Origin of the sequence: Actinomycetospora endophytica, from assembly GCF_021026375.1 — a bacterium.
Lineage (GTDB): Bacteria > Actinomycetota > Actinomycetes > Mycobacteriales > Pseudonocardiaceae > Actinomycetospora > Actinomycetospora endophytica.
The window spans coordinates 1,920,542-1,937,474 of the sequence record NZ_JAJNDB010000001.1; the positions used below are offsets into that span (position 1 = coordinate 1,920,542).

Genomic DNA, 16,933 nt, shown 5'->3' on the forward strand with positions numbered 1-16,933 from the left:
GCGGCGGCCGGATCACGTGATCAGGTCCCTGATCGCGGTTGTCCTTCCGGCCAGCTCAGCCAGCACCGGGCCGTAGACGCAGTCGTGGTGGGTGCTCGCGACGTCGTCGACGTCCGCGGCGACCTGCTCGACGGCGTCGGTGACGGTATCGGCCTGGCGGGCTTCGCCGCGTAGCCGGAGCCGGATGTCGTGGAGCTGCCCGGCGATCGCGTGCAGGGTCTCGCGATGGTCCCTGGTCATCATTCCGGCCTGGGCCAGCCGGCCCAACTTCACCACCAGCGCGTCCAGCTCGGCGCCAACGGCCCGCACGGTCTCGCGATGAGTGCCCATCGGTTGCTGTTCCCCTCCGTTACCGGGGTCCTGCAGGCTCCCTGTCGCCGGATCGCAGCACCAGCGAGTCAGCCCGGAATGCCCGGCCGCCGGTGATCGGCCCCTTGCGGCAGCCCGCGCGCAGCCCGCGACGGCTCCCCGAGTGGCGTGGACGGCGCGTCCGACCTCGCGCTTTGCGAGGTGGTCCAGGTCGACGCCGCGCGGGCCCACCCTCGTGCATCCTCTCCGACATGGTCCGACAGCGGGTCCGGGACGCCCGCCTGCAGTGGGCGCGGCGCGGTCGAGGCCGACGCCGGGTCGCCTGGGCGGCGCAGCCGCTTGGCCGGGATCTGCGGGCGGCCACACGGCGGCCGCCAAATATCAGTGCACACGCGCGAGTCCCCGGCAGGGCCGCTCGCATGGGCATGCAGGTCTCGGTCTTGTTGACGTTCGAAGTCCCACGGGACCCATCGCGCGCTGGCCTACCATGGCACCGAGCGTCTCGGCCCTTGTCCGGAGGGTCGTCCGAGCAACGTTGTCGTGGTGCGAGAACTTCGCGTTGCTAATCGACGCTACCGCGAGGTGCCGAGTGTGTGGTTAGTCCGATCCCGACTCGGTTGGTCGGCAGCGTCAACACCGGCATCGGCGGATGGGACGCCGCCCCGCTTCGTCACGCCGATAAGTCCGGTCTATGTCACCTGGGCGGCTGCCGGGCCGCCGGTGAACCTCCGCAAGGTGGCTGTTTCCGAAGGTCCAGTTTCCGAAGGTTCATCGGTCAGCGGGGCGGGCGCGAAGCCAGCACCGGCGAAGTCGGCCGACCCGCCCGGTGTGGTCACGGAGTACCGGACTCGGCCCGGACGTGATCCGCTAGGGCTACGAGCGCTCGGCGATCGACCGCGGCGAGCACCGGCAGCGACCGCCGCCAGTCCAGCGCGATTAGTTCCTCGAGCAGACCCTGCCGCGCCACCGACTGACTCCGGTCATCAGAGTCGGGACCACCATCGCGAGAAGCGGAGGCGAGCTGGCCGGCCAGGTTCGCGAATGCGTCAATGCGGGCGGGGCTGGTGAACTCGCGGGCTAACTGCTCCGCGTGATCGTGTTGGTCGGCGGCGGCCAGCGCCGACGCCAGCTTGGCGAGGGCCCACTCGCGCGGCCCGGGGCCGGGGAGCTCGTGGGTTGCCCGTTCGGCCTGTTCGGCGAGGGCGCGGGCGCGGTCGTGTTGGCCGATGGCGGCCTGCGCCGACGCCAGGTCGGCGAGGGCGCGGGCGCGTTCGCCCGGGTCGAGGACCTCGCGGGCGGCTTGTTCGGCGCGGGTAGCAATGGTGGCGGCCAGGTCGTTCTCGCCGGAGGCGCCGAGCGCCCGGGCCAGGTGGGCAAGGGCGAGCGTGCGGGGCCCGGCTTCGGAGATCTCGTGGGCGGCCCGTTCGGCCCGTCCGGCGAACTCACGGGCGCGATGGTGCTGGCCGATCGCGGCCAGCACCGACGCCAGGTCGGCGAGGGCGCGGGCGCGTTCGCCCGGGTCGGGAACCGAGCGGGTGGCGAGTGCGGCCTGGGTGACGATGGTGGCGCCGCGATCGCGCTGGCCGATGGCGGCCAACGCCTCGGCCAGGTCAGCCAGGGCGCGGGCGCGTTCGCCCGGGTCGAGAACCTCGGGGAGCTCGTGGATGACTTGTTCGGCGCGGGATGCGATGGCCGCGGCCCGGCCGTGCTCGCCGGCGGCGCCCACAGCCCGGGCCAGGTGGGCGAAGCCGCTTGCGAGGGCGTAGAGGAACCGGCCGCGTCCTCCGGGGTCGGGGAGCTCGTGGATGACTTGTTCGGCGTGGGTAGCTAGGGCCGCGGCACGGTCGTGCTCGCCGGCGGCGCCCAGCGCCTCGACCAGTTCGGTGAGGCTCTCGGCGCGGTCGCCCAAGTCGGTGCTCGCCCGGGCGGCCTCTTCGGCGCGGGTGGCAATGGCGGTCGCGCGGTCGTGCTCGCCTGCGACGGCTAAGCCCTCGGCCAGGTTGGCGAGGACCCAGGCGCGGTACCTAGGCTCGAGGATCTGGTGGGTGATCTGTTCGGCGCGGGTGGCATTGGCCGCGGCGCGGTCGTGCTCGCCGGCGGCGGCCAGCGCCCGGACCAGGGTCACGAGGGCGCGGGCACGGTCGTCGGGGTGGGAGATCTCCCGTGCGGCCTGTTCGGCGCGGTCGTATTCGCCCGCGGCGGCCAGCGCCCCCGCCAAAGCGGTGAGGACGTCCGCGCGGGCGCCCGGCTCGAGAATCTCGCGGGCGGTTTGTTCGGCGCGGGTGGCAATGGCCGCGACCTGGTCGTGCTCGCCGGCGACGGCCAAGCCCTCGGCCAGGTTGGTGAGCACCCTGGCGCGGCTGGCGGGATCGGGGATATCGCGGGCGGCTTGTTCGGCGCGGGTGGCAATGGCCGCGGCCCGGTCGTGCTCGCCGGCGACGCTCAGCGCCCTCGCCAGGGCGGCGAGGGCCCGGGGACGGTACCCGGAGCCCAGGATATCGAGGGCGGCTTGTTCGGCCTGGGTGGCGATGGTGGCGGCGCGGTCGTGGTCGCCGGCGGCGCCGAGCGCCCCCGCCAGGGCGGTGAGGGCCTCGGCGCGGTCGAGCGGGTCGTAGATCTCGTGGGTGGTCTGTTCGGCGGCGATCGCGATGGCGATGGCCGTCGCGCGGTCGTCCTCGCCGGCGTCAGCCAACGCCCTGGCGAGCGCGGCGAGGGCTTTGGCCCGATCTCCATCATGGTCGGTGATCTCACCGGCGGCTTTCTGAACCAAGGTCACAAGCAGGGCGCGGTCGTCAGTGGCGTCGGCCGCTGGGATGAGCCTGCACAGCGCCGAGGCCCGCTTCTCTGGATCGCGGATCCCTTCAGCGAGCGCAAGCGCTCGGGCTGGAGAGCCCAGTCGCTGCCACACCGCTGGAAGCGCTTCCGGGACATGGGTGTTGCGGGCGGACAGCTCGTCAGCGGAGTAACTGAGCACCAGCAGCACCGCGAGTTGATCAGACCCATCCGCGCGGCGAACGAGGTCGACCACCGTGGCGATCTCGGTGAGGGCGAGTGCATCGCCTCCGGTGAGGTCGAGCATCCGGTCGTGGCGAGCACGGTCAGTGGCGAGCGCGACCAGCCGCGAACGATCATCGGCGGCCACGAGCATGCGGACGTATCCCCGGAGCAGGTAGGTGGGGGTGTCTGGGGGCCAGCCCTGCTGGCGATAGTGGTCGGCCCAGGTGTGCAACCGGTCCCGGTAGCCCTGCAGCTGATGACCGAACTGCTCGGCGGCGGTCTTGCGGAGCGTTTCGTGTGCGAACAAGTAGACCCGCTCCCCGGTACGCCCTGCTGGAGCGGTCCGGGAGGTGCGACCAGCGACGGTGCGGCCGAAGACACCCCCCAGGAGCGGCTCGAGCTGGTAAGGCGGAGCGCCAGTGAGTCCGATGAGATCGGACAGTGTGAGTCCGCCGCCGGAGGCGGTGATCAGGCCGGCGACGTCTTGGTGTAGGGACGGTCCGCGCAGAACATCGCTGAGCTCGTCCTTGGCCTCGCGGGCGATATCCAACGCCCGGTTAGAGGCGCTCAGCTCGCGTGGAATGACCTTCCGTAGTGGGTGCGCGCTCTTGACGTCGCCGGGGATCCCCGGGCTGCCGCGGCTGGCGAGTAGTACCCGCAGGCCGGGGGCAGGTGTCCGTGGGAGCAGCGAGGCGATGCTGGGCAAGCCGGCGGTATCGCTGGTGTCCTCGTCGAGGCCATCGAGGATCAGCACCAGGCGGCGGCGGAACGCGTGGGAGGTCTCGGCGGCCTGGTTCAGCAGTCGTAGCAGGTGGCCTGAGCGGGCGTGCGCGGCGCGTAGCGGTTCGACGGCCTCTCCGGTCATCGCGGCGAGTTGTTCGATGAGGGCTTCGGTGTAGGCGGCGCTGTCGGATTGGCTGAGGTAGCGGGTGGTGATGAAGAACGACACCACGTCGACCTCGGCCGGGGGGTGGAGCGCGAACCAGGACATCAGTGCGGTTTTCCCGGCCCAGGGCTTGGCCTGCCACCACGCATACCGTTCGTCGCCGGCGCAGAAGCGCACCAGCTCGTCGAGCTCCGCTTCCCGGCCTAGCAACTGGTCGGGCGCGATGTCGACGACCTGCGCGTGGTAGCCGCTCAACGTGAGCGTGCTCTGGGAGGGCGGCACCACGTCCGGCAGCAGGCCACTGGGATCGACATCAAGATGGAGTTGTTCGAGCAGCTCGGTGCGCCGCAGGGCTGAGGTGCCGAGCGCGGCGTCCAGCCGGACGGCTGTGAGCCGAGCGGTGCTCTCGGTCGGGTAGTGCCGGGCGATCACCCCGACGATGCGCCGGCCAACCCACACCGAGGCCCCGGACATCCCTTCCCAGGGGGAGCCGTCGTCGACCCGCGGGTCGGGCGGCGCCGGAACCTGGACCTCGAGGGTGCGGCTGCGGAAGTTCGCCAGCAGCGGCGCAGTCCCGACGATGTGGCTGGGGTCGCGGTACCGGTCTTGGCCGTCCTCCGGTTCGGGCACGCTGCCGTCGGCATTCTTGAGCTTCCACCACGGGAACCCGACGGCCTGCACGGTGATCACGGCCGCCCGCGAACCCAGAGCACCGAAGTAGACGGGCGCCACGGCGTGATCGCGTTCGGGAACTCGAACGACGCCGAGGTCGACGTCCGGGTCGGGGTCGGTCCACCACGACTCGGCCGGTGCGCCCCAGGTCTCGGGGGTACCGGGGGCGAGCTGCACCCGCACCTTGGTGGCCGCCGCGAGCACGTGCGCCGCGGTGAGGACGCGGCCCTCGGCGATCAGATAGCCCGAGCCCCGCCGCCGACCCCCGGGATGGGTCACTGTGAGCTGGACGACCCGTGCCGGTTCGGGGCCCTTATTCATCCCCGGCGGGGTCGACGGGGTACTCATCCGGCCTCGTCGTCGAGTTCGCCAGGCACCTCATCTCCGGCGATATCCGGTTTGCGGCCGGCTTGGCTGGTCCGCCGGGGCTGCAACGTCAGTTTGATCTTCTGAGTGTTCGTCGAGGACAGCTTGGCGTCGGCGCCCAACTCGACCACCCAGAAGCGCACCTTGGCTCCGGGCTTGGCTTCCTTGTCCACCCCGACGTTGAGCTCCAGCTCGATCGGGCCGAGTTCGAAGCGCAGGTCCTCCTTCTTCCCAGTCTCGGTCGCGGTGTTCAACTCACTGCGCAGCTGGCTGATCAGCTCCGCCACTTCGATCGCCATGTCCCGCCGCCCCCATCGGTGCCCCGACTAAGCATGGATACCGCACGACAGCGAACCGATGAGACGCCACAGTCTGGGATCGATCCGCATCCGCGAGCACGATGACGCAGACTCCCACAGTCCGCCAGGCTCCTCTTCCGCCGCCGCTCTTCTCAAAGGTCCAGTTTCCGAAGGTCGGGTCGGGGCGAGCCTGGCCGATCCGGCCGAGGTGGGCGTTGCGGTTACACGGGACAGAGGTCGAGCAGCCCGGCTCGGATCGACGCCCGCGCCGTAGCGATATCCGTTGGCCCCGCCGCAGCGAGGAAGCTTGCCGCGTTGTCGGGACTCTGAGCGCCATAACGGACGAGCTCGCAGGCGATAAGGCCGCCAGTCCAGCCGGACTGCTCGGTGTCGGACATGTACTGCTGCTCCTCTTTATAGGAGGGCGTGGGCACGTTGAACCGCGTACCCAGGTAGTAGGTGTAGGCCGAGGTCTGCAGGTCGGTGGGCCCGAGGCCTGTGTCCCAGCTCGTGGTCGACGAGCCGGACCCGCCGGAGCTGGTGCCGGAGCTGCTGGCGCTGGACGAGGTGGAGCTGTGGTTGCTGATGAGGACCCCGGCGAGCACGACTGCGACGGCGGCGATGGCCAGGGCGATCCACGGCCAGGCAGTCCGGGTCTTATCCGCCGGTGACATAGGCGGCGCAGTGGCGCCCGCCGGAAAGGGGGGAGGTCCGGCCGTGGCGGTGGGCCCGGTGAACATGGCGCTGCCGGAGCGCGTCCCGCTTGCGGGCCCAACCCCGGTCGACGCGGCGAACTCGCCGGCGGGTGTGGGGCTGGGCGTGGGGTTCGGTGTCCATTGCCCGGTGTTCGGGTCACGTCTCCAGCCGGTGGTGGTGCTCATTCCTGGTCCCCGATCGATGTCTCTAGCCCGGTCGCCGCTTCCTCGCGCCAGCAAGAGCCGGTGTTACCGGTGTCGCTCGAAAGGGTGGTGTAGGCGAACCGGCGGGTTGGTTCGCTAACGCAACGTCCGCGGCGGCGATGTGTTGGTCGTCCGGCCACGGTGGCCGGCCGGGGCTGTCGTCGGGGGACTTCTGATGAGCCAGACCTGCCGCTGCGGAGCGCAGCTGCTGGCGTCGGTGACGTTCTGTGTGGAGTGCGGTGCTTCAGCCGCCCCGCAGCTGCTCGTGGCCGCGGCAGCCACCCGCGCCGAGCACCCGCTCGCCGGCTGGAGCGTCGCGGCGTCTCCAGCCCTGCCCCACCGCTCCTACGCCGCCGCCCCGCAGCGCCCATCGCGAGCGGGCACGGGGGCGGGCTGGCCCCGGACGCTGTGGATCACAGTGGGCGCGGCGACGGTCACGCTGGTGCTGCTCGTGGTCGGCGCGGTCCTCGCGGCGCGGGCCTCGGCGCCGGCGGTGGCCGCCGCCGCCCCGATCGCCTCGGCGCCGCCGGCCGCCGCGACCGGCCCCGGTTCCTACGCGTCGTCCTCCCCGGGATCGTCCTCGTCCGGTTCGGGCGCTACCGCGGCGACCTACCCGGGCGAGAGCAGCCCGTCGACCCCAGGCTCTACGTCGGCGGGATCGTCGTCGGAGGCGACGTCGTCGTCGGGCGCGCAGGAGGAGCTGACGTCGATGGCGTCCTCGGACAGCGCCGAGGTCTCCAGCCTGGCCGACCAGTGGGTGCCGCAGCTGTCGTCGAAGCAGCTCGGCATGGTCGTGCAGGGCGTGACGTACGACTATCCCGCGATCCTGGCCGACCATGAGGCGCTGCGCTCCCGATACCCGCAGGCGCGGCTGCTGCTCTCCGATGACTGGCCGGTGTTCAACGGCACCGGCTACTGGGTGACCGTGGTCGCCGAGCCGTTCTCCACCGCCGATGGCGCCAACGCCTGGTGCGACCAGCAAGGCATCGGCCCCAACGACTGCTTCGCCAAGAAGCTCTCCCACACCTCCGGGCCGCAGGGCACCACCAAGCTCCGCTCCTGACACCGGAGCGACTTCGCGTCCGGGGATCCCGCGTGCGCGGTCCCCGCCCGAACTATCCGTCCACCAGCGCAACCTTCTAGATCATCTCGGGGGAACCATCATGTCTGAGCGCGGCAAGCTGCTGCCGTTCTACCTGGTCATCGACGTGTCGTACTCGATGGACGGGCCAAAACTGGAGCGGGCCAACAACATCCTGCCGGCGATCGTCGACACCCTGGCCCAGAACCCGATCATCTCCGACAAGGTCCGCTTCGGAATGATCGACTTCTCCGATGATGCCCAGGTGCGGCTGCCACTGTGCGACCCGTTGGACCCGCACCTGGTGCTGCCCGGGCTGGCCCCCCGAGGGGGCACTTCCTATGGGGCGGCGTTCTCGATGCTGCGTCAGGCGATTGCCTACGACGTGGCCCAGCTCAAGGCCGACGGGTTCGCCGTGCACCGCCCGGCGGTGTTCTTCATCAGCGACGGCGAGCCCACCGACCCCGAACGGGGCTGGCGCTCGCAGTTCGCCGCGCTGACCCATTATGACCGGGCCTCCGGGCAGGGCTTCGCGATGTACCCGAACGTGATCCCGTTCGGGATCGACCAGGCCAACCCCCGCACCCTGCAGACCTTGATCCACCCGGCGGCCGGGTCGAAGCCGATGCGGATGTTCCTGGCCGACGAGGGCCAGGACCCCGCGGTGGCGATCAAGGCGATCGCGGAGATTCTAATCTCTAGTGTGCTGGCTTCGGGCGGCAGCCTCGCGGGCGGCGGGTCGGGGATCGTGCTCCCGCCCGAGGCGGACCTGCCTGGCGGCATCCATTCCGTCGCGGCCGACGAGGACTTCGTGTGATGGGCCGCCCCACGCTGCGCCGCCGAGGCTTCTTTCGTCGCCCTGACCTCGACGGTGCCACCAGCATGGTCGAGTCCCCCGCCACCTCCCGTGAGACGAACCCGGCGGAGCCCGGCGTCGCCCCGCCCCCCGACACCGTCGCCCTGGCGGCGCCGCTCGACGCCGCCCGGGGCGACGGTCCGGCCCGTGCGGTCGCTCCGGCGGCGGCCCGGGCGCCGTATGTGGTGGGTGACCCGGGTCGCGCCGCTGGGCAGGTTCGCCCGGCGCCCGACCTGCGGTTCCCGGAACGCCCCGACACCACCGTCGATGGCTACACCGTGGCCGGGCCCGACGGACGACCCAGTGTCGAGCTGCGCGCTGCCGGGGTGCGGGGGCTGGCGCATCGCTATTACGGCACGGTCCGGCAGGACTCGGCCGCGGTGCGGGTCAGCGTCGACCAGCGATGGCTGGTGGCTGTGGTCGCCGACGGGGTCTCCGCCGGCGAGCACTCCCACGTCGCCGCCGACACCGCCGCCACCGCCGCGGCCACCGAGCTGGCCGGCCTGCTGGGCGGCACCGCTCCCGAGGCGATCGACTGGCCGGCGCTGTTCCTCCGGCTGGCCGACCAGGTCGCCCACGCCACCCGCGTTCACCTGGCCGGGCACGGCATCCACACCGACGGTGAGCTGACTGATCTCGCCGCCCAGGCGGCGACGACCGTGCTCATCGCCGTGCTGGCCCTCGCCTCCGACCCCGACGGCACCCGGGAGCTGCACCTGATCGGGCTGGGCGACACGTCGGCCTGGACCCTCGACGACTCCGGCTGGAGCTGCCACTACGGCGCCAAGACCCACCAGCTGTATGCGTCGTCGGCGACCGCGGCGCTGCCGATCCTGCCGCCCGAGCCCCCGCGACCCGCGCGCACCCAGCTGGGCCGCGGGCAGGTCCTCGCGCTGGTCACCGACGGGATCGGTGACCCGCTCGGCGACGGCACCGGCGAGGTCGGCGCTTTCCTGGCCGCCCGCTGGCAGGCCCCGCCCACCCCGCTGGAGTTCGCCGCCCAGGTGGACTTCGCCCGCCGCTCCTACGACGACGACCGCACCGCGATCGTGCTCTGGCCCGAGGAGACCCCGTGACCATCGCCCACGCCACCAGCCCCGACATCATCTCACCGCACGCGAACGAGATCCGGCGCAGCGAGCTCGGCGAGCTCGGCGACGAGCTCGGCCGCGGCGGCCAGGCCCGCGTCGTTGCGCTCTCGCAGCTGCGCCTGCCCGATGTCCCCGGGCCGCTGGTGTTCAAGGAGTACAAGCCCGGCCACGCCCCCGCCCACGGGCTGACCGGCATCGTCGCGCTGCGCAACACCCTTACCCCGGCCCGACGGGCCGCGCTGGACGCCTGCACGGTCTGGCCGGTCCGAGTGGTCCGCGACGGCCCCGAGATCGTCGGAGTGGTGATGCCGCTCATCGGTGACGGGTTCCTCCAGCAGCGGGCGCTGCCCTCCGGACGGGTCGAGCGGGCGCCCCGCGAGGTGCAGAACCTCTTCGTCGACCCCGACCTCGCCACCCGGATCGGGATGCCACTGATGCCGCTCGAGGCGCGCCTGACCGTATGCCGCGACCTGGCCGCCGCACTCGCGGTGCTGCACGACCTCGGAGTCGTCTTCGGCGACATCAACGCCAAGAACGCCCTGTTCCGCCGCGCCAACGCCGCCAGCGTGCTGCTCGTGGACACCGACGCCGTCCGGGTACGGGGCAGCAGCGCCGTCGTGCGCCAGCTGAACTCCCCGGACTGGGAGCCCCCCGAAGGCGAGATCCTCAGCCAGGCCACCGACGTCTACAAGTTCGGGCTGTTCCTGCTGCGCACTCTGAGCCCCAGCGCCCAAGCCTCCGTCGCGCGCGACGCCACCCGTGCCGCGGCCCTGCTCGAGGGCACCGGCCGCACGCTGCTCGACCTGACCCTCCACCCCGACCCCGCCGAGCGGCCCAGCGCCGCCCACTGGGCCAACTACCTCAGCGAGCGCGTCGCCGCCCTCCGCGGCTGGGCCAACGGACACCGCGACCCCCAGGAACGCCAGCACACCGCGGCGGCTCAGGCAACCGGCGCCGGTCAGCGCCAGGACGACAAGGGTGTCTCGGTTGTCGCCCAGCGACCGGCACCCGCCGACAGGCCCAACGCGCTCCCGGTCGGAGCCGGCGCCAATGTGTTTCCGCTGCGACCCACGACACCGACCACCCCCCACGACGCCGCCCCGCAGACAGCCGGCTCCTGCGAGCCGGCCGCCAACGACGGCACACCACCGGTCCTGGTGACGACTGGGGCATCGCGAGGGCGCCACAGCGCCACAAGTGACGCTGACGACTCCGGCGCGCCTGCGCGGGCCGACATCGGATCGGCAGAGACGCCGAGCCCATCCGTTCCTGTCTCGTCGGGCCGGCACGCCCGCCCGAGCTCGTGATCAGGAGTCGTCGATGACCAACCCTTACACCCCGCCACGGTCCGGGTTGCCCGAGCTGTCCTCTCTGCTGCCGTGGCGAGCCTGGTGGTACAACCCGACGCTGCGTACCTGGCCGGTGTGGCTCTTCGTCGCGCTCGTGACCGTTCCGCCGGCCGCGTTTCTTCTGGCTGCCGACGCCGGCGACGGTGGAGCGGCCGCGGCCGATCTGTTCGCGTTCTACTTCGCCGCCGCGTGGCTGCTGGTGCTGCGGACCGTGCTGCGCCCGCCCAACCTCACCGGGCGCATGTACGCCGAGATCGTCGTTCTCGCCCTGATCGTCGAAGTCCCCCTCGCGCTCGGACTGGAGAGCGCCCTTCCGGCCGACGGCGACAACGTCTTCTCCACCGTTGCGGCCGTTGGCCTGCCCGAAGAGCTCGCCAAAATCCTCCCGGTCGTGGCCGTGGCGCTGCTGCACCGTCGCGCCTGGGCTCGATTGGAGCCCAGGGACTACCTGTTCCTGGGCGCGGTGAGCGGACTGGCCTTCGGTGCCCAAGAAGCCATCCACTACTACGCCGGCTACGGCGACGACCTCAGTCGCCCTGAGGCTCTCGAGGTGATGTGGCGCTTCGTCACCGACCCCGTCAGTCACGCCTGCTGGGCCGGGATCTCGGCGTACTTCATCGGGCTGGCCATCCAGCACCGCGAAATCGCAACCCGAGCCGCGCTGGCCGGCCTGGGCCTGGCCATCCCCGCGGTCCTGCACGGGGTCAACGACTGGAAACCAGTCAACACCAGCATCCTGTGGGTCGCCGTGACCGCGCTCAGCGCCGTGCTCTTTCTCGCCTACGCCACCGTCGGCGTCACCCACGCCGCCGCGAGCCCGAACCGCGGCCCACGCCCACGAGCAGCGAGCGGTCACTCCAGCCCGACTCCCACGCAGACTCGCTCCACCGCGGCGGCGACGACCGGCGCGGCGGTGGCTCCCCGGGGCTGGACCCGCGGACCCGATGGCCGCTGGACCCGCCTATGACCCTCTCCCAGCCGACGCGACCTGCCCGATCCCGCTCGACGACCTGGCGATTGACCACAGTGCCCGGACTCCGCTCGAGTACCTAGGACTGGCTGGGTGCCCCGGGCTGCGCGGCCCGGTGCAGCTGGACACTGATGACGCTGGCCTGCCGTGTGGGCACCCAGCGGACTGTCGCTCCCGACAGCGTGAAGACGATGATCAACGACCGGCCCGACATACAGGCCCAAATGCTGTCCCCTTCCGCGTCCAGGTTGGCCAGCCCGCCGCCGGCTGATCCTGCTGACCCCCACGGGTAGCTGAGACGAGGAAGTCCCCCGAACGAGTACGTCGGCTGGGCCCAGCGCATCGTGCCGCGCCGACGACCATCCGCCCGGGACGTGGCCGCGCTCCACGTCTAGTCCGATAAGTCCGGTCTACGTCACATCTGATCGCTCAGCGTGATCGAGGTCCGCAGGTTCGGGGTTAAGGAACCAGCGATCTGTAGAGGGCCGCCTCATTGGGGCTCCCGTCTCGCCGCTTGGGGCGGCCCACAGGCCTATCCGTTCTACCTGCGCGGACTTGCACGACGACCAATAGCGTTTCCTGGCGCATCGACGACGGTGGCGCTCAACGGGCCGTGACTGGTTCTGGTCATGTCCCGGGGAGGAGACCGATGAGCGGGACGATGATCGCGGTGGAGATCGCCATCGAGGTGGTGTTGCCGATGAAGGGGTGGAAGTCGGCGGGTAGCCGCGCGGAGATGGGCCGGGCGATCACGGGGCACAGCAGTGCCCCGGCGAGGGCTCCGACGACGATCGCGGTGGCGCTGCCGTGGTAGGTGATCACCGCAGCGGGCGCGACGGAGACCACCGAGATGTAGGTGGGGGCCCAGCCGCCGTGGCGGTAGAGCGCGCGCCACATGATCACGCCGACCGCCGAGGTCAGGGCCTGGGCGAGCAGGATGTGCGGGATCAGTCCGGTGCCGTAGGCCGGCAGCGTGGGGTCGGCCAGGACGGCGATGACGATGCCGGCGAGGACACCGAGGCTGGCTAGTTCGTTGGCGTAGAACTGGGTTTCGGTGAAGTCGGTGAGTACCCGTCGCGCGGTCCAGACGGCGTCGGAGACCACGGTGGGCGGGCGCATCGGGCCGGGTTCGGTGGCCGGTGCCGGTGACTCCGTGGGGGCTGGTGCCGGTCCGGGCATCCAGGGCAGTACCCGGCAGAGCAGGTAGGACACGGTGGTGCCGATCGACATCGCGGCGGTGTTGGCGACGACCAGGGGAAGCCCGAGGGGCCCGGTGATGGTGGCGATGAGCAGCATCGCCAGCGGGGTGGTGGTGGCCGCGCCGAGCACGGCGCCGGTGAGCAGGACCGGCCAGCCGCGGCCATGGATGAGCACGATCCCGGTGGCCACGCACACGAACGGGATGAAGGTGGGCTGCCAGGTCGTTCGAAGTCGCCACCCGAAGGCCAGGTTGGACAGGGCCAGGCTCAGCGTGGCGGCCCCGAGGATCCAGGGCCAGAGCCCGCTGCCATAGGAGATGGCCCGACCGGCCCACCGGTAGCCGCGGCGCCCGGCCCACCATCCCAGGGTGGCGCCGGCGAGCAGCCCGATTGCGGCGATCGGCGATTTGTAGAACTGCGGCTCGGTCATGTCCCCGAGTGCCCACCGGGCCCGGGCGGCCAGGTTCCCGGGCAGCTCGGCGGTCCACTGGTCATAGCTGGTGCCGGCGGCGTGGCCGGTGACGGCGAGCAGCACGAGCGCCAGCGCCGCGGCGAGTACGACCGCGACAGTGGCGCCGAGCACGGTGCCGGGCAGGGTCAGCTCCGGGCGCGCCGGCGCCGGGCCCGGCTCGGAGGCGGTCGGGCCGGGCCGGTTGAGGGCGGAGGAGTCGGGGTGCGGGGCGGGTGGGGTGGTCATCGGGCGGGGCTCCTCGTCGGGATGGGTCGCGGGGGTCATCGCGGGAGCGGGGTGCCGCCGGTGTAGCCCAGTAGCGGGTCGTAGAGGTCGACGCGGCGGTCGCGGGGCAGGTCGTTGAGGGAGTGCCAGACCACCGCAAAGCGGGACTCGACGAGGTCGAGGTCGGCGTAGAGGGTGGTGGTGGCCTCGGCGTCGGCGATCCCGCCGATCGGCCAGCCGTTCACCCCGGTGATCAGTGAGCAGCCCAGGAACTTCCCGCCGCGCTCTTCGCCGACGCGGTCGGCGGCGATGAACGGGATGTTGTTGACGTGCGAGGCCGACATGGTCAGGTAGGAGGCCATGCAGTTGCCGGCCTCGTCGAACAGCGGCGGCGGGGTCCAGACCCAGTTGTTGACGCTGCAGATGACGTCGGCGCCTTGGGTGGCGAGGATCCGGGCGACCTCGGGGAACCAGATGTCCCAGCACACCAGCAGCCCGATCCGCCCGATGCGGGTGTCGAACACCGGGTACTCCGAGCCCGGCGTGAAGATCAGCTTTTCGCGGTTCCACAGGTGGGTCTTGCGGTAGCGGCCGATGTACCCGTCGGGGCCGATGAGGACTGCGGTGTCGTATAGCGCCACGCCGTCGCTCTCGGCGAGCCCGGCCACCAGGTAGACGTCGTGGGCGGCGGCGGCGTCGATCCAGGCGCTGCAGGTGAGTCCGTCCGGGACGGGTTCGGCGTGGGCGTAGGCCTCTTCGCGGGTGTCGAAGCTGTAACCGGTGCTGGCCAGCTCGGGCAGCACGATCAGCCGGGCACCCTGGGTGGCGGCCTGCTCGATCCCGCGCAGCGTCTCGGCCAGATTGGCCTTCTTGTTCTCCACCCCGACCTGGGGGTCGGTCTGCAGCGCCGCGACACGCACGGGGCTCACGGCGGGGTCGGTCGGTGAGCGCATGGGCCCTCCTTGGTTGACGGACTCGGACGAACGGCCGCGGGAGCGGCGGTGATCAGGCAGCGGCGGTGAAGGTCTGCACGGCGACGTCGTTGAGCTCGGCCTGGTGGGCGAGCAGCACCAGCAGCAGGATCCGGGCCTGGCCCGGTCGCAGGTCTCCGGCCATAACCGCGCCGGCGCGGACCAGGTCGGCTCCGCCGCCGCGGTCGTAGACCGCGCGGGTGGCCCCGGCGGGCACCCGGGTGGAGACCAGCACCGCGATCCCCGCCGCCCGGGCCTCGGCGACCGCGGCGACGATGTCGGGGTTGGCGTTGCCGCAGCCGGTGGCCTCGAGCACCAGCCCCCGAGCGCCGGCGGCGATCTCGGCGTCGAGACCCGACCGATCGGCCCCCGGGTAGACCGGGATCACCCCGACCCGCAGTCCCGCGATCGGCGCGGCGGGCAGCACCGAACGCTCGCGGCACGAACCGGGTCGCCCTCGGACCTGCACATTGTCGCCGTCGACGAACCCCAACGGGGCATGGTCCGGATCCGCGAACGCCTCCAGGGCGCTGGTGTGGACCTTGCGGCCGCCAATCGCGTGATCGAGCCGCCCGGCGAAACACACCACCACGCCGCGGCCGCGCAGGCCGGGCGCGGCCGCGGCGGTAACCGCGTCCTGCAGGTTGCCCGGACCGTCGGCCTCGGGATGGTCGTGGGGGCGTTGCGCGCCGGTGAACACCACCGGCCGCGGGTCGTCGTGAGACAGCGCGACCAGCATGGCGGTCTCCTCCAGGGTGTCGGTGCCGTGCACCACCACCACCCCGCCGACCTCCGGACGAGCCAGGACGGCGCGAACGGTCTCGTGGAGGCGGTCCAGGTCGGCCAGCGAGAGCGCGTAGCTGTTGACGCTCATCGCCTCGATCACCTCGACCCGCCAACCCTGCGGGGCGCGAACCTCAGCCAGCAACGCAGCGCCGGCCACCGCGACCCCGACCCCGCCCCCGGGCCGGGCCCGGCTGGCCGCCGTGCCCCCGGTCGTGATCACCGCGATCGTGTCCACATCTACCCAATCGTTTTCGCCAAACGTTTGCGCAACGTAGCGTGGCCCGGTGGAGGGCCACAAGGGCTCATGTCGGCGGTCTGGCCGGGGAGGAGACTCGAGCGATGACGTTGCCCCACCTCGACGGCTCCGGGCGGCCCACGCTGCGCACCGTTGCTGCGCTGGCCGGGGTGCACGTCTCGACGGCGTCCCGGGCGCTGACCCAGACACCGCCAGCGGGGGCGCGCGCCGCGTCGAAAGACACCATCGCGCGAATCCAGCGAGTCGCCACGGAGATCGGTTTCGAACGCAACCCGCACGGTGCCGGACTGCGTACCAGCCGCAGCCACCTGGTGGGGGTGCTGGTGCCGCGGCTGACCGACGTGGTGCTCTCCACGATCTACGAGGGCATCGACGAGCGGGCCCGCGAGCTGGGCTATCAGGCCTTCGTGGTCAACGGCCGCGACGTCGCCGACCAGCGCTGGGCCGCGCTGGAGATGTTGCTGGCTCGCCGGGTGGACGGACTGATAATCGGCGACGCCCGCCTCGCGGACGACGATCTGGTCGATTCGCTGGTCGCCCGCCACGTCCCGTTCGTGCTGACCAACCGGCACGCCGGTGACCACCCCGCGGTGACCTGCGACGACTACGCCGGCGGGGTGCTCGCCGCGGAACACCTCCTCGAGCTGGGCCACACCGACGTGGCCGTTCTGGCCGGTCAGCCCTACGCCAGCACTGGCCACGAACGCAGCGCCGGGTTCGCCGCCACCTACGCCGCAGCCGGCCACCCCGTCCCCGGCCACCGCATCCTGCACTCCGCGTTCGACGTCGCCGGCGGCCGCGTGGCCACCACCGCGCTGCTGGCCCAGCACGGCCCGCCGCCCAGCGCGGTGTTCGTTGTCAACGACTTTGCCGCCATCGGCGCCATCGGCGCCGCCGCCGCGCACGGGCTGCGGGTCGGGGACAACATCGCCATCGTCGGCTACAACGACATCCCCATCGCCGCCGAGCTGCCCGTGCCACTGACCTCGGTCGCGTCCCCCATGCACGACATGGGCGCCCGATCGATCGAGCTGCTGCTCCAGGTGCTGGCCGGGGAAACCGTCGCACCCGAACGGCTCGCCCCTACCCTCAGCGCCCGCGAGAGCACCACCGCGAGCAGCGTCACCGCCCACCGGGCCCCGCAGATTCAGCCTCGTCCGGCCAACTGAAAGCGCCATCTGCGCAGTCGAACGGAGATTCAGTGAGCACGGAGCCTTCGCCTGGAAACAACCTCTGACGGGAACGGAGGCCCTCCGAGCCGATAAGTCGG

At 71.8% G+C, this 16,933-nt stretch carries 13 protein-coding genes; 6 read left to right on the top strand and 7 right to left on the bottom strand.

Going from position 1 to position 16,933, the window contains the following annotated elements; genetic code table 11:
* Window positions 1–12: 12 nt before the first annotated feature.
* The 4 genes from LQ327_RS09445 to LQ327_RS09460 all read right to left on the bottom strand — a co-directional run bounded on the left by LQ327_RS09445 (window position 13) and on the right by LQ327_RS09460 (window position 6,410).
* Window positions 13–330 (bottom strand): hypothetical protein, encoded by a 318-nt coding sequence (locus LQ327_RS09445; protein WP_230731907.1) that lies wholly within the window; start codon window positions 328–330, stop codon window positions 13–15.
* Between the two features lie 811 nt (window positions 331–1,141).
* Window positions 1,142–5,212, bottom strand: a complete 4,071-nt coding sequence (locus tag LQ327_RS09450) for a P-loop domain-containing protein (protein WP_230731909.1) — start codon at window positions 5,210–5,212, stop codon at window positions 1,142–1,144.
* Window positions 5,209–5,529 (bottom strand): trypco2 family protein, encoded by a 321-nt coding sequence (locus LQ327_RS09455; protein ID WP_230731910.1) that lies wholly within the window; start codon window positions 5,527–5,529, stop codon window positions 5,209–5,211. Before LQ327_RS09455 ends, LQ327_RS09450 begins: the two co-directional genes overlap by 4 nt.
* 221 nt (window positions 5,530–5,750) lie before the next feature.
* Window positions 5,751–6,410 carry a hypothetical protein gene (locus LQ327_RS09460; protein WP_230731911.1) on the bottom strand — a complete coding sequence of 220 codons (660 nt, stop codon included), beginning with the start codon at window positions 6,408–6,410 and terminating at the stop codon, window positions 5,751–5,753.
* 193 nt (window positions 6,411–6,603) lie between these two features.
* Here LQ327_RS09460 and LQ327_RS09465 point away from each other — a divergent pair, with 193 nt between their 5' ends.
* From LQ327_RS09465 to LQ327_RS09485, 5 genes are all read left to right on the top strand, one after another.
* Entirely contained in the window at window positions 6,604–7,491 is an 888-nt protein-coding gene (locus tag LQ327_RS09465; protein ID WP_230731913.1) for a hypothetical protein, read from the top strand.
* A gap of 100 nt (window positions 7,492–7,591) precedes the next feature.
* Window positions 7,592–8,326, top strand: a complete 735-nt coding sequence (locus LQ327_RS09470) for a vWA domain-containing protein (protein WP_230731914.1) — start codon at window positions 7,592–7,594, stop codon at window positions 8,324–8,326.
* A gap of 65 nt (window positions 8,327–8,391) precedes the next feature.
* Window positions 8,392–9,441 carry a protein phosphatase 2C domain-containing protein gene (locus LQ327_RS09475; RefSeq protein ID WP_230731915.1) on the top strand — a complete coding sequence of 350 codons (1,050 nt, stop codon included), beginning with the start codon at window positions 8,392–8,394 and terminating at the stop codon, window positions 9,439–9,441.
* On the top strand, window positions 9,438–10,763 hold the full coding sequence (locus LQ327_RS09480) for a hypothetical protein (protein ID WP_230731917.1): 1,326 nt from the start codon (window positions 9,438–9,440) through the stop codon (window positions 10,761–10,763). Before LQ327_RS09475 ends, LQ327_RS09480 begins: the two co-directional genes overlap by 4 nt.
* A 13-nt stretch (window positions 10,764–10,776) precedes the next feature.
* Window positions 10,777–11,772 carry a PrsW family glutamic-type intramembrane protease gene (locus LQ327_RS09485; protein WP_230731919.1) on the top strand — a complete coding sequence of 332 codons (996 nt, stop codon included), beginning with the start codon at window positions 10,777–10,779 and terminating at the stop codon, window positions 11,770–11,772.
* A 630-nt stretch (window positions 11,773–12,402) separates the two neighbouring features.
* On the opposite strand, the gene LQ327_RS09490 is transcribed toward LQ327_RS09485, so the two are convergent.
* From LQ327_RS09490 to LQ327_RS09500, 3 genes are read right to left on the bottom strand one after another with little or no spacing between them, the layout of a single operon-like run.
* Window positions 12,403–13,671 carry a hypothetical protein gene (locus tag LQ327_RS09490; protein ID WP_230731921.1) on the bottom strand — a complete coding sequence of 423 codons (1,269 nt, stop codon included), beginning with the start codon at window positions 13,669–13,671 and terminating at the stop codon, window positions 12,403–12,405.
* Between the two features lie 35 nt (window positions 13,672–13,706).
* Entirely contained in the window at window positions 13,707–14,603 is an 897-nt protein-coding gene (locus tag LQ327_RS09495) for a nitrilase family protein (protein WP_230731922.1), read from the bottom strand.
* 52 nt (window positions 14,604–14,655) lie between these two features.
* Window positions 14,656–15,627, bottom strand: a complete 972-nt coding sequence (locus LQ327_RS09500; RefSeq protein ID WP_230731923.1) for an asparaginase — start codon at window positions 15,625–15,627, stop codon at window positions 14,656–14,658.
* Between the two features lie 119 nt (window positions 15,628–15,746).
* Between LQ327_RS09500 and LQ327_RS09505 the strand changes: the two genes are divergently transcribed.
* Window positions 15,747–16,832 carry a LacI family DNA-binding transcriptional regulator gene (locus LQ327_RS09505; RefSeq protein WP_230731924.1) on the top strand — a complete coding sequence of 362 codons (1,086 nt, stop codon included), beginning with the start codon at window positions 15,747–15,749 and terminating at the stop codon, window positions 16,830–16,832.
* The last annotated feature ends 101 nt before the right edge of the window (window positions 16,833–16,933 follow it).